Source organism: Alkalicoccobacillus gibsonii, assembly GCF_016798245.1.
Taxonomy (GTDB): Bacteria; Bacillota; Bacilli; order Bacillales; family Bacillaceae_D; genus Alkalicoccobacillus; species Alkalicoccobacillus gibsonii.
The window spans coordinates 263726-275968 of sequence record NZ_JAEUZA010000005.1 but is presented as its reverse complement, the minus strand read 5'-3'; the positions used below and the strand labels follow the sequence as shown (position 1 = coordinate 275968).

The window sequence follows — 12243 nt, the reverse complement described above, 5'->3', positions numbered from 1 at the left end:
TTGACAATTCAAAAGGTTGAAACTATAATGTAAGCGCATACAAGTTAAAATCGAAAGGATTGAATCGATGAGAATTATTCGTTATCAAAAGAGTGCCGATAAACAATTAGCCGCTGTGACACCCGAACATTTGGTCATTGATCTTCCATGTACTGATTTTATTGCTTTGATTAATGAGGCTAAGGCTCAATCAAAAACAGTTGTTGAATTGATTAATCAATTTCCACCGAGTGACCATGTAGAATCGATTGAGAAGCTGGCACTACTCACACCAATAGATGCTCCAGAGGTATGGGCGGCAGGCGTCACCTATAAAAAAAGTAAAGAAGCCCGTAACTACGAAGCGACCCAAGGTAGGCTTGATGCGGAAACCTTTTATGACAAAGTGTATGATGCAGCGCGCCCAGAAATTTTCTTTAAATCTACTGCTGCACGAACGGTAGGACCTAATGATCCAGTTTATTTACGAACAGATTCTAATTGGCAGATTCCTGAACCAGAACTAGGATTAGTTCTTGATCGGCATGGGGCCATCTTAGGCTATACGGCTGGGAACGATATGAGCTGTCGTGATATCGAAGGTGAAAATCCATTATACTTACCACAGGCAAAGATGTGGAAACACTCGTGTTCAATTGGACCCTCAATCCTTTTAAAAGAAGCAGTTAAAGATCCTTACGAACTAGAGATTATCTGTCGGATCTATCGAGATGAAGAGTTGGCATTTGAAGGAAGTGCCTACGTCAACCAGCTAAAACGAAAATTGGAAGAGCTTGTCCATTACTTGAAACTCGATAATGTCATCTTTGATGGAACGATTCTTTTAACTGGCACGTGTGTAGTCCCTCCAAACGAGTTTACACTTCATAAGCATGACAGAATTGAAATAGAAATCCCAGGTATAGGCGTTCTAGCAAACACGGTATTAGAAAATGAGCACGTAAAAGTAGAACAGTAAAAAGCAAAGATGCTGGGTTTCATTTTTCGCTACTTTCTTTAATCTGGAGAATGGTGCTTCACTCATTACATTGAGAACTCAGTTAAATAAATGAGGAATCAACCCCTTGATTAATTAGTCAAGGGGTTGATGGCGTATTACTTATCTTGTTTGTTTAAGGCTTCTTCCCCTGCGTTTAGGACTTGAATGATTCGATCCACATCATAGGTGGCGCCTTTCCAGGTACCACCGCTCACGTTTTGTAGTGCAGCCCAAAGTCGAGTATCATCAGGTAAATCAGTTGCTGGGTGGATGGCTGGGTTTTGTTCTCTTCTTTTTAAGAGAGCAGCTCCTTGCTCAGGAGATTGTTCGTCCTCAAAGCTCCCTAGAAAATGAAGGTGGCCAGTTAGTTTGCGTGTGTCAATTCGGACTTCAATGAGATCGCCGTCGCGAATACGGCCGATGGGTCCACCTGCTAATGCTTCTGGTCCGACATGACCGATACATGCTCCAGTGGATACACCAGAGAATCTAGCGTCAGTGATGAGAGTGACATACTTTCCAAAAGGCAGATGTTTTAACGCTGAGGTTAGTTGATAGGTTTCCTCCATTCCAGTGCCTAGTGGACCGCATCCTGAGACGACCATGATGTCGCCTTTTTTTATACTGCCCATCTTAATAGCGTCGATCGCAGCGCGTTCACTGAAGAAAACCTTAGCTTCAGACTTATGGTAGTAGACACCATTTTCGTCAACAACATCAGGGTCTATAGATGTCGATTTAATAACCGACCCTTCTGGTGCAATATTACCTACAGGAAAAGTGATGGTAGAACTCATGCCACGTTCCTTCGCTTGATCAGCTGACATAATGACGTTTTCAGCAGCAATACCATCGGCTTGAAAAAGGCGATGCTTCATTTCTCTTCTGCGATCGGAATGTTCCCACCACGTTAAATTCTCTCCAAGCGTTTTTCCTGTGACCGTTAATACATTTAAATCAAGAAGATTAAGGTCTCGTAAGTGGAGCATGACCTCTGGGACTCCACCGGCTAAGAATGCACGGATGGTTGGATGATAGTCAGGACCATTTGGTAGTACGCTAACTAGACGAGGTGTTGTTTTGTTAACGTCACTCCAATCATTTACAGTCGGAATTCTACATTTAGCAGCATGTGCGATCGCAGGAATATGCAAAAGGAGGTTGGTTGAACCACCAAATGCAGCATGAACAACCATGGCATTCCTAATAGATGAATCTGTGACAATGTCTTTTGTTTTTAGACCTTTTTCTTCGAGTGAAAGGATAGCTCTTGCTGACTGTCGAGCGACTTCTTTCCAAATGTCTTGACCGGAGGGAGCTAGGGCAGAGTGAGGTAGCGATAAGCCGAGTGCTTCACTAATCACCTGAGCCGTAGCAGCAGTTCCAAGAAACTGGCAGCCGCCACCTGATGTTGCGCATGCTCGACACCCGAGTTCGGAGGCTTCTTTAAGGGTTAATTCATTATTTGAATATCTAGCACCAATTGTTTGTATTTTTCCGGCGTCTTCACCATGAGCAGGGGGGAGTGTTACACCTCCAGGAACGATGATGGTTGGGAGTTCGTGCATTGAAGAAAGAGCAATTAACATAGCAGGTAACCCTTTATCACACGTCGCAATTCCAAGAACTGCACTTCTAGTGGGTAATGATCGAATTAATCGGCGGTAGACTGTGGCTGCATCATTTCTATACGGCAAGGAATCATACATTCCTACTGTTCCTTGTGTGCGTCCATCACAAGGATCACTGACAAACGCTGCAAAGGGTATTGCATCTTCCTTACGCAATTGCAGAGCGGCTTCTTTCATCAGGAGATCTACCTCCCAATGACCTGTATGATAGCCCAGGGCGACAGGTTCTCCGTTAGAGTCTTTCATTCCTCCCTGAGTGCTGAGCAGTAGAACTTCTTTCCTTAATAGCTTATCAGCCTTCCACCCCATTCCCACGTTTTGAGATAATCCAAATAAATCTCCACTCGGAGAGGTACGTAGCATTTGATCTGTTAGTGGAAGACTTCCTTCTGGACCGGATGCAGAGGTTTGAATCTGATATAAATCATTACTCGTATGCAATAAGTCATCAAGTGAGATACTCAAGTAAATGCCCTCCCTAATTATTAAAGCGCTTACATAAGTATATAGAGAAATAATTAGGATAACAAGAGATAGCAAAACAGCCACAATTAATATCTTGTGGCTGTTGGAGTACGTTATATTTTTACGTGAGCATTTTTTGTCATTACGCGTACTAAAATCATCGTTACGATAACTATAATGAGGATTGCAGGCGCATAGATTAATGGGGAGAGCTCTACTACAGGTAAGAAATTCAAGACCGTTGATTCATTTTCACCAATAAGATAATCATGAAATGCAACAACAATGATTGCGATTCCTATAAATAGAACGCCTATTAACCAATGATATCTATGGAATGCCGCCATGATCAACCAGCCAATAAAATAGTATAACAAAAAGCGTAAAAATAAAGAGATAAATAAAGTGAACGTAATAGCAATTGTTCCACCTGTCTCTAGTCCAAGCTGTGGAAACAACAGATTCTCAAATAGAAACGTTGTAATTAAGGTCACAGCTGATAACAGGAAGCTGTAAAGAACAGCAGAAGCAGCAACTCCAACAAAATAATCCTTTCTAGTAATTCCATTAGATACACCATAAGAGAGCAGGCCCATATTCATAATACCAAGGATTAGCATATAAAACTGTGTGGCTTGGCTGCTTGTATCATAGAATGACCAGATTGTTGTAGCTGCAAAAATAATAGCAAGAAAATGAACAACGAGTAAGGTAACAAAGAAACCAATCGTCCACTGAGTATAAAATGAGTTAAATTTCCTGCAGATAAGCTTTGCCTTCGCGGTCATTTTGAATCAGCTCCTTCTTCTGTTAGATGAATAAATAGATCTTGTAATGAGACAGGACCAAGCTCTAGACCAGCTTCAGAAGCTGCTTTTCGTTTTTCTGCTGTAATTGGTCCATAGACCATCGTTGATTTTGTATGGCCAAGGGATTGTTCCTTTAAAATCATTTGACCATTTGTCCAAGCGTCAACTTGCTCTGATGGACCAGTTATAGAAAGACCTTCTGTTAAGAGTTCTTCTGTATTTTTGTGCAGAAGTAAAGCTCCTTCTTTGATGATTAAAACCTCCTCAAACAACGCGTCCATCTCAGAGATTAAGTGTGTTGATAGGATAATCATACGTGGATGCTCCATATAGTCCTTTAAGACTTCTTCATAAAAGATCTCCCTAGCTGGGGCATCCATTCCGAGATATGCCTCATCAAAAATAGTAATTGGGCAACGACTGGCAAGACCTAGTGTGACAGTTAGGGCTGATTTCATACCACGAGACAGGTTATACACCTTTTGATTCATCGGAATCTTAAATCGTTTAATTAAGTGATTCGCATAGTCATCATCAAAGTGGGGTCGAAAGTCTATGCGATTATTAAGCCATTTCTCTGCTTTGTCATATTCGTACTCAAAGGATTCCTCCTTAATAAACGAAATTTGTTCCATTGCGGTAGCATTATCAAAAATGTCCTTGTTGTCTAACTCAAGCGTTCCTGTTGATGATTGGCGATATGAAGCAAGTAATGAAAGTAAGGAGGTTTTGCCTGCAGAGTTGCGTCCAAGCAAGCCAATGATTTTATTGCCACTCAGTTCAAACGATAGTTCCTTGAGTATAGGCTTTGATCCTATGGTAAGAGACAGCTGATTTGCTTTTATATATGGTTCAGTCATGATCGTTCCTCCCTTTTAAGTCATCCATCATTAATCTGATTTCCTGCTCAGAGATGCCAAGTCGGTTCGCTTCCTGTAGCATGCTCCACACATATTCTTCTTGGAACGTACGCTTTCTCATGCTTCGCAACTTCTCACGTGCCCCTTCTGCAACAAACATTCCGACCCCTCTTTTCTTAAATAGAATCCCGTTGTCCACTAACTCATTTACGCCTTTAAGTACGGTTTGAGGATTAATTTTGTAATACGCCACAAGTTGGTTCGTGGAAGGTGCTTTCTCTCCCTCAGGAAGAATGCCCTCAACAATATCTTCTTCAATCATTTCCTTTATCTGCTGAAAGATCGGTCGATTCTCATCTAATTTCGAACGCACAATGTAAGCACCTCCTGTTATATACTATTATGGTTAGTTGGTTATGTGTATAACCATATAACGAGAATAAGTATGTGTCAATAAGGGTTTGGAAGGGAGGAGTTCAAAAAGATGCATTAAGATGATTTTTTTCATAAAAAAGTACCGATTAAACTTCTAATTAAGTTGCATTTCCCAACTGTTTAAAAGGTAGTCTTAATAAGGTCTTATGAATATTTATCAATCATTTTTGCTTTTAATAAAAATCATCAAACAGCCAGTAGAATTGATTTTTTCCCAAGTTTTAGTTGTTTTATCACGGGTACATTATCCTCGAAACATCAAAATCATAATTAGGAGGAGATTAAAATGAAAAAGACCAGATCATTAGCTTTAAGCAGTGTAGCGGGAGCAGCGATTCTAGGGATTACATTTGCGATCCCTAACTATGGTGGCACTGCTCATGCAAGTCAGGATGTATCAGAGATATCAGAAGAAGCAAAAGGACAAGCATTAAGTCAGGAAGTTGGAACACAAGCCACGAATATTGATGTCTCGATTGACCCTGTTGAAATAGGGAATAGTATCAGAGACGCAATCGTATCATCAAATAATCGTGAAGGCTTTGTGAAAGCGGCGAGAGAAACAATGTTATTCCAATCAGATTATCAATTAAATGTGATGGTTCTGAATATGAGTCTTGATTATGAATCTAGTTTGAGTGGGGTACATTACTTTGATACCTTCACCTATGATGGTGTCATATATGGAATTTGGGCCTTTGAAGAAGGAACCTTTCATAACAAAGGCGATGGCGGTTATATCAACTGGGCATTTTCTGGTTGGTTTGACCGGGATGGTGGAGAAGTTGAGTTTAGAATGCCTTAAGTAGTAATAGAGCAATGAGGCAAAATTGAAATGTTTTATTGACAAGAAAGCAGGCTCTTCCAAGTCGAAGAGCCTGCTTTCTTCTGGATAAAAAGAATTGTAGGAAATCAAAACACTTGAAAGAAACCACAAACCATAGTAAACTCACGTAAGCAAATAAAACAAACGCATAACAACCTGTATAACCTCTAGAATACGGCTGGAGGGTCTCTACCAGGAACCTTAAAATCCTGATTACAGAAATGGTCTTTCCCCATTTTTGTAATCAGGATTTTTTTATGTTGTTTGAAATAGAAAGGAATGATTATAAGAATGAACGCAAAGGTTTATATATTAGCCTTATCGGTTATAGCGGTTGGGTTGGTTGAGCTGATTGTAGGGGGAATCTTACCAGTGATTGCAGACGATATGAATGTTTCGTTAAGTGCTGCAGGTCAACTTATTACTGTATTTGCTCTTGTTTTTGCGATAACGGGTCCGATTTTATTAGTGACAACAAGCAAGATTGAGAGAAAGTCACTCTATCTTACAACACTTCTTGTTTTCTTTCTTGGAAACATCTTAACGTATTTCAGTACTTCGTTTTCGTTTATGATGGTTGCCAGAGTGTTAACGGCAGCAAGTACAGCTCTAATTGTTGTTTTATCCTTAACGATGGCTGTGAAAGTCGTGGATCCAAAGGATAAAGCAAAGGCACTGGGACTCATATACATGGGAATCAGCTCTTCCTTGGTTTTGGGAGTTCCGATCGGAATTTTAGTATCTGACTTATGGGGGTGGAGAGTCATCTTTCTGGGAATAGCTTTATTATCTCTAGGTTCTATGACCCTTATTTACTTCTTCATGGACAAGTTAGAAGGAGAGACCCAAATCCCATTGTCTAAACAACTAAAAGCCTTGGGCCAATCTAAAATGATTGGTGCCCATCTTGCTACGATGTTTATGTTGGCCGGGCATTATACCATTTATGCATACTTCACTCCATTTCTAGAGACGAATATGCAGCTCGATTCTACATGGATTAGCGTATTTTATTTTATCTTTGGAATGGCAGCAATTAGTGGGGGTGCGTTTGGAGGAATGCTTTCTGACCGTATTGGATCCAAGCCAAGTATTTTAATTGTCATTGGAGCTTTTGCAGTATCCTTGTTCCTCCTTCCTTTTGCTGCTTCATCTATGTTGTTCTTTATTCCAGTGATGATTATTTGGGGAGCATTGAGCTGGAGTTTAGCTCCTGCGCAACAGAGCTATCTCATTGAAAGTGATCCAGTTACATCAGATATCCAACAAAGCTTTAATAATTCGGCACTTCAAATTGGAATCTCTATCGGTTCTGCCATCGGTGGGTTTGCCTTGACTCAAACAGGATCGGTTAGTTCCAATGCATGGTTTGGGGGAGGTTTAGTCATTCTAGCTTTCCTTTGTGCGATCTACTCTTTCTCAAGATCCACTACAGCAGAGAAAGAATCAATAGCTGCCTAAGAAGAGGCTGAGACAAAACTAAAGATCAATTAACAAATGGCGAATGATTCAACAATAAAATCATTCGCCATTTGTGTTTTTAATCAAACGAGCGGGTGTGAACCCGACACTCCTGTGGGAAAGTAGGAGGTGAAGACACTGTAGCGGTGGTTTTTCCGCGGAAGGGGCTGAGGCCGTACCACGCGGGTGGGAGGGATTCTCCTGCAGCGGATATCATGCACGTTCGTGTTTTGCAATCTACATTAATGTTATGTCCCGCTCTCTTTACTTTTACCCTTTACCAAGCGATGTGATAAGATTTAAGTGAGGTGGAAAATGTGGAACAATTAACGTATACCCTTTTAGCTTACATAAATAATTCATTAGAGAAAGATATAAATGATTCAATCGCAAGAAGCTTTCTTAAGCATATCCACAACATTGAGACATTCTCTTTAGATTCCGTTGCGGAGATGTGTAATGTCGCCCCTTCAACCATTAATCGCTTCTGTAAACGAATTGGTTTTCGTAATTTTTCTAGCCTACGAAAAAGTGTCACCTTATCAAAAAAGACTGATCCAACAGTAGGAAATCCTCAACAGGTGTTAGACGCCTCTACGTTTAAAAAACAATTCCAAGAAAATATTGATTTAATTAATCAAATACCAGTAGAACATATCAATCGATTGGTTAAGCGTTTAAAGAAATCAAATAAGATTGTCATTTTAAGCTTTGAAAGATATCAGATTCAAACCGTTGAATTACAAAAAAAGCTACTCCTACTTGGAAAGTTTTGTGAGTGTTCAACAAATTTATTTAAACAAATGAAAACGTTAGATGACCTAACTGAAGATGATCTGATTATTATGATCTCCATTCAAGGCCATCTCTTAAACGAGGAGTTACCACTGATTAAAAAGCTTCGAACATCTGGTGGGCATAAATGGTTAATCACCTTTTCAGATCAATTGGCGGATCAGGCTGAATTCGATGATGTCATTCGATGTGGGTTCTCAGAAAACCATGCGGTTAGCAGCCATACGTTACTTCGATTGTTTGATGTACTTGAGCAATGGATGGTAGAGCGAGCGCATTTGGAATAAACAAGCACAAATTATAAGTATAGGCTCACGCAGCTTTCCATAACCTAACCTAATGAATAGACTCCTCGGAAGAGCTAGGAGGGTTGGTATGAGAAAGCTGTTAAGGGTAGTGCTTGTTATAAATATGTTGGTGTTGCTGTATCCTTCTGTAGTGTCTAAAGCCGAAACGAAGGATCGGTATGATTATGAACAGACGGGAAAAGCCATTTGGGATATTCCTACCAAGAAACCGTTGATTGCTTTGACCTTTGATGATGGTCCTCATCCGGTATATACAGAGAAGATTATGGAGATTCTTGACCGATATGATGCCAAAGCAACCTTCTTTGTGACTGGAGAGCAAGTAGAAAAGCTACCAGATGTCGTAAAAAAAGCAGCTGAACACGGACATGAAATTGGAAATCATACGTACCATCATGTTCCACTATTGGGGATTTCAAAATCGGAATTACGTTCTGAAATTAAACAAACAGAGAAATTAATTGTTGAGACGACGGGAGTTCATCCTCGTTTATTTCGCCCGGTTGCAGGCTATTACGACGATGTGATTATCGAAACGGCTGCAGAGGAGCAATACCAGGTCATTATGTGGTCATGGCATCAGGATTCTAGAGATTGGGCGAATCCAGGTGTAGGGAAAATTATTCGAAATGTCCTGCCCAATGTTCACCCAGGAGATATTATTTTGTTTCATGATGCCGGTGGGAAGCGGGTTCAAACTGTTCAAGCGCTTGAAGTCATTATTCCTGCTCTGATTGAAGATGGGTACGAACTTGTGACGGTTACTGACTTAATTAAGCTGACAAATCATTGGACATTGTTTGAACACTTATAAAAGTATTGTGGTTTAGTGCAGGATTTTATAAGATTAAGTCGAATGCACTCATAGAGAAATTGGAGGGGAATAGACCTATGGCACACCAGTTATTCGACTATTTAGATAAAGAGCAGGATCGACTTAAGACTAAAAAGTCACCTGTTGAAGAAAGAGAATATCAATTTTTACAAGTGGTAACCGAGCTTTTCAAGCAAATTGATAACGCTTTAAAGCCGGCTATTGAAAAAAATCAGCTTGAGGTAAGTGACGTGTCTGTTGGTCCGAATCGGTTTAATGTGATTGGAAAACAGATTAAAGTATACGGTAAAAAGCCCGTTATTCTTCTGCCGGATGTAACAGGAAGTCAACGTGGTGAGTATAAGATCTCCATTCAGAATGGAGCCTCTGTTTTGCAAAGCACCTACTTCTTCCACGATGAAGGGAAATGGAAATCAACACGTCACGAATTTGGTGGAGTGCAAAAGGCTGAACTAAACGAAGAAACTTTCTTGGATCTACTTTTACTATTTATTCGATAATGCACTTGCAGCCGAACCTAGTGTTCAGGCTGCTTTTTTTAGAGACGAGACCGTTTGAACAAGACACGCCCCATTCGCATATTTATGAAGATACATTTTGAGTGAATAGGATGGGTGATGATGGGAACATCTTCGGGAAAAGACTATATAAATCGGATCGATGCTCTTCAGAATGTGATTTGGCTAAATGGAGAGAAAATAAAAGGGAATGTTTCAGAACATCCTGCATTTAATGGGATTGTTCAAAGCAAAGCCGCTTTATATGATGAGGTACAGCAGCAGCCCGATTTATTAATGGATCATACAAAACAATTTAATTTTGCTTATGAAATCCCTAGGACGAAAGATGAATTAAAGAAACGTGGAAAAGCGATTCGTCACTGGGCTACAAAAACAGCAGGAATGCTTGGAAGATCGCCTGATTATGTTAGTTCTGCCATTATGGCGATGGCAGCATCTTCTACTTTTTTTGGAACGTATCAACAAAATATGGACCGTATTTTTGCTGAAGCACGGGAGAAGGACTACACATTTACGCACACATTTATCAATCCGCAGGTCAGTCGAAAATTCTACTGGCCAGATGGAGATGACGAAACCGTAATTGCAGCAAAAGTGATAGACGAAACAGAAGAGGGCATTGTCATTCAAGGAGCCAGAATGTTAGCTACTCAAGGTGGGTTAACCGATCAGCTACTTGTGCTACCGGCAGGGAGTTTTACCGATCCTTCGTATTTGTTTGGATTTTGTATTGCGTCGAATACTCCTGGTCTTTCTTTTGTGTGTAGACCTTCCTATGCAGAGGGCACAACGAGTTTTAACGACCCACTTGCCTCACGGTTTGATGAGGGAGACGCTATGGTGATGTTTGACCATGTATTAGTGCCATGGGATCGAGTCTTTCTGTATGGTGATTCAGATGCGGCAGCTGTAATCAAAACAGAAACGGGTATGGAAGCTTTCTTATTATATCAATCGGCGAACAGACAAATTGCTAAAACAGAGTGGATGCTTGGAATTGCTCAACTGATGGCTGAGAGCCTTGTTGTCACAGAATATCAGCATATTCAAGAGAAAATTAGCGAAATAGCAATGGCTCATGAGATCATGAAGGGCTTTGTACTCGCTGCCGAGGAGGAAGGTGAAGTAAACGCCAGAGGCTTATTTGTGCCCAACGGATTAAAGCTTAAGATGGCTTTTCATTACTTTCAAAAAGCGTATCCAAGACTCACGGATATTCTTACGCTTATCGGCGCTAGTGGCTTGATTGCAATTCCTTCAGAAAAGGATTTTCAATCTGCTATCGAACCTGCCCTTTCTTTAACATTACGAGGGGAAAAGATTACAGCTGAGAATAAGGTGAAGCTTTTTAGATTGGCATGGGATCTAACCATGAGTGCATTTGGCTCCAGACAGACGTTATATGAGCAAATGTTTTTTGGCGATCCAGTCCGTACTCCTGTTTCTTTATATGGCTCGTACGACAAAGATGTAGCAAAAGAAAAGATTTCATCATTCTTAAACATTCAAATTGAAGAAGAATAACAAAACAAACGCCTCAATCTTTTTGGGGCGTTTCATTTTGTTTGTTATCATGAATGTGATTGTTCTGGATATTGTAAACGTTCGTTCCGTATGTACCTTTCAAACAATTTATCATACATATAAAGTATTTCAAACCTAAGGAGGATGAGATGAGTCAGGCAGAGCAGACCATTAAAGTTCAGGGGGAGGCTATTCTTTCCGTTCGGCCAGATCAGCTTTCTATCACACTCGGAGTGAAGACGGAGAACCAAACCGTTCAACAAGCTCAAACAGAAAATGCCGATGCGATTCAAGCCATTATTCATTCCCTCATGTCATTGGGCATACCAGGAGATCAGATCCAAACAGTGGTCTATCAGATAGACCCACAATATGACTATGTTGATGGGACACAAGTGTTTCGAGCCCATCTTGTAACGCATTTACTTGAGATTACGGTTAACGATCTTACCTTAGCAGGCACGATCATTGATCAGGCGGTAGCGAATGGAGCAAACAGTATATCTGGCACTCAATTTACTCTTGCAAACACCTCCGGGGCAACGCTTCAAGCATTGGATCAGGCCATGAATGATGCCTATCAAAAGGCACAAGCCATCAGCCGTACCCTTTCTGTATCACTTAATCCCTTGCCAGTCTGGGTGCGAGAGGTCCCGGTTAATGAGGCAGGTGTCGTTCGTCCGCTTGCGTTATTTGATGCCACGCAGCAAACCTCCATTCAACCAGGTTTAATTGATATTAAAGCTGTAGTGGAAGTACTGTTTAAATATGGTTAAGTAGATCTGGTACGAATA

At 40.6% G+C, this 12243-nt stretch carries 12 protein-coding genes and 1 riboswitch; of the genes, 8 read left to right on the top strand and 4 right to left on the bottom strand.

Annotated features, from left to right (window positions below; genetic code table 11):
• Positions 1–67 precede the first annotated feature (67 nt).
• The gene (locus JNO66_RS18235) at positions 68–958 is read left to right on the top strand and encodes a fumarylacetoacetate hydrolase family protein (RefSeq protein WP_203090625.1); all 891 of its coding nucleotides are present in this window, start codon (positions 68–70) and stop codon (positions 956–958) included.
• 137 nt (positions 959–1095) lie between these two features.
• On the opposite strand, the gene JNO66_RS18230 is transcribed toward JNO66_RS18235, so the two are convergent.
• The 4 genes from JNO66_RS18230 to JNO66_RS18215 all read right to left on the bottom strand — a co-directional run bounded on the left by JNO66_RS18230 (position 1096) and on the right by JNO66_RS18215 (position 5117).
• Positions 1096–3075 (bottom strand): YjhG/YagF family D-xylonate dehydratase, encoded by a 1980-nt coding sequence (locus tag JNO66_RS18230; protein WP_210340937.1) that lies wholly within the window; start codon positions 3073–3075, stop codon positions 1096–1098.
• A gap of 113 nt (positions 3076–3188) precedes the next feature.
• Positions 3189–3863 carry a hypothetical protein gene (locus JNO66_RS18225; protein WP_203090624.1) on the bottom strand — a complete coding sequence of 225 codons (675 nt, stop codon included), beginning with the start codon at positions 3861–3863 and terminating at the stop codon, positions 3189–3191.
• A complete protein-coding gene (locus JNO66_RS18220) occupies positions 3860–4744 on the bottom strand; it encodes an ATP-binding cassette domain-containing protein (protein WP_203090623.1) in 885 nt (294 codons plus the stop codon). The genes JNO66_RS18225 and JNO66_RS18220 overlap by 4 nt, the downstream gene beginning before the upstream one ends.
• Positions 4737–5117, bottom strand: coding sequence for a GntR family transcriptional regulator (locus JNO66_RS18215; protein WP_203090622.1), 381 nt, complete (start codon positions 5115–5117; stop codon positions 4737–4739). Before JNO66_RS18215 ends, JNO66_RS18220 begins: the two co-directional genes overlap by 8 nt.
• A 348-nt stretch (positions 5118–5465) precedes the next feature.
• On the opposite strand from JNO66_RS18215, the gene JNO66_RS18210 reads away from it, so the two are divergent.
• From JNO66_RS18210 to JNO66_RS18180, 7 genes are all read left to right on the top strand, one after another.
• Positions 5466–5984: a stress protein gene (locus tag JNO66_RS18210; RefSeq protein ID WP_203090621.1), complete on the top strand. Its 519-nt coding sequence runs from the start codon at positions 5466–5468 to the stop codon at positions 5982–5984.
• A 157-nt stretch (positions 5985–6141) separates the two neighbouring features.
• Positions 6142–6241, top strand: a riboswitch (purine riboswitch).
• A 55-nt stretch (positions 6242–6296) separates the two neighbouring features.
• Positions 6297–7466 carry an MFS transporter gene (locus JNO66_RS18205; RefSeq protein ID WP_203090620.1) on the top strand — a complete coding sequence of 390 codons (1170 nt, stop codon included), beginning with the start codon at positions 6297–6299 and terminating at the stop codon, positions 7464–7466.
• Positions 7467–7783: 317 nt separating this feature from the next.
• A complete protein-coding gene (locus JNO66_RS18200; protein WP_203090619.1) occupies positions 7784–8548 on the top strand; it encodes a MurR/RpiR family transcriptional regulator in 765 nt (254 codons plus the stop codon).
• Between the two features lie 88 nt (positions 8549–8636).
• Complete coding sequence (locus JNO66_RS18195) at positions 8637–9383, top strand: polysaccharide deacetylase family protein (RefSeq protein ID WP_203090618.1); 747 nt, start codon at positions 8637–8639, stop codon at positions 9381–9383.
• 77 nt (positions 9384–9460) lie between these two features.
• Positions 9461–9904, top strand: coding sequence for a hypothetical protein (locus JNO66_RS18190; protein WP_203090617.1), 444 nt, complete (start codon positions 9461–9463; stop codon positions 9902–9904).
• A gap of 120 nt (positions 9905–10024) precedes the next feature.
• Positions 10025–11449, top strand: a complete 1425-nt coding sequence (locus tag JNO66_RS18185) for a 4-hydroxyphenylacetate 3-hydroxylase family protein (protein ID WP_203090616.1) — start codon at positions 10025–10027, stop codon at positions 11447–11449.
• Positions 11450–11598: 149 nt separating this feature from the next.
• Positions 11599–12225: an SIMPL domain-containing protein gene (locus JNO66_RS18180; RefSeq protein WP_203090615.1), complete on the top strand. Its 627-nt coding sequence runs from the start codon at positions 11599–11601 to the stop codon at positions 12223–12225.
• Positions 12226–12243: the final 18 nt, after the last annotated feature.

Excerpts from the sequence above, each read along its gene's own strand:
- JNO66_RS18235 (WP_203090625.1), top strand. The coding sequence starts at position 68 with ATGAGAATTATTCGTTATCAAAAGAGTGCCGATAAACAATTAGCCGCT.
- JNO66_RS18225 (WP_203090624.1), bottom strand. The coding sequence starts at position 3,863 with ATGACCGCGAAGGCAAAGCTTATCTGCAGGAAATTTAACTCATTTTAT.
- JNO66_RS18220 (WP_203090623.1), bottom strand. The coding sequence starts at position 4,744 with ATGACTGAACCATATATAAAAGCAAATCAGCTGTCTCTTACCATAGGA.
- JNO66_RS18210 (WP_203090621.1), top strand. The coding sequence starts at position 5,466 with ATGAAAAAGACCAGATCATTAGCTTTAAGCAGTGTAGCGGGAGCAGCG.
- JNO66_RS18205 (WP_203090620.1), top strand. The coding sequence starts at position 6,297 with ATGAACGCAAAGGTTTATATATTAGCCTTATCGGTTATAGCGGTTGGG.
- JNO66_RS18195 (WP_203090618.1), top strand. The coding sequence starts at position 8,637 with ATGAGAAAGCTGTTAAGGGTAGTGCTTGTTATAAATATGTTGGTGTTG.
- JNO66_RS18190 (WP_203090617.1), top strand. The coding sequence starts at position 9,461 with ATGGCACACCAGTTATTCGACTATTTAGATAAAGAGCAGGATCGACTT.
- JNO66_RS18185 (WP_203090616.1), top strand. The coding sequence starts at position 10,025 with ATGGGAACATCTTCGGGAAAAGACTATATAAATCGGATCGATGCTCTT.
- JNO66_RS18180 (WP_203090615.1), top strand. The coding sequence starts at position 11,599 with ATGAGTCAGGCAGAGCAGACCATTAAAGTTCAGGGGGAGGCTATTCTT.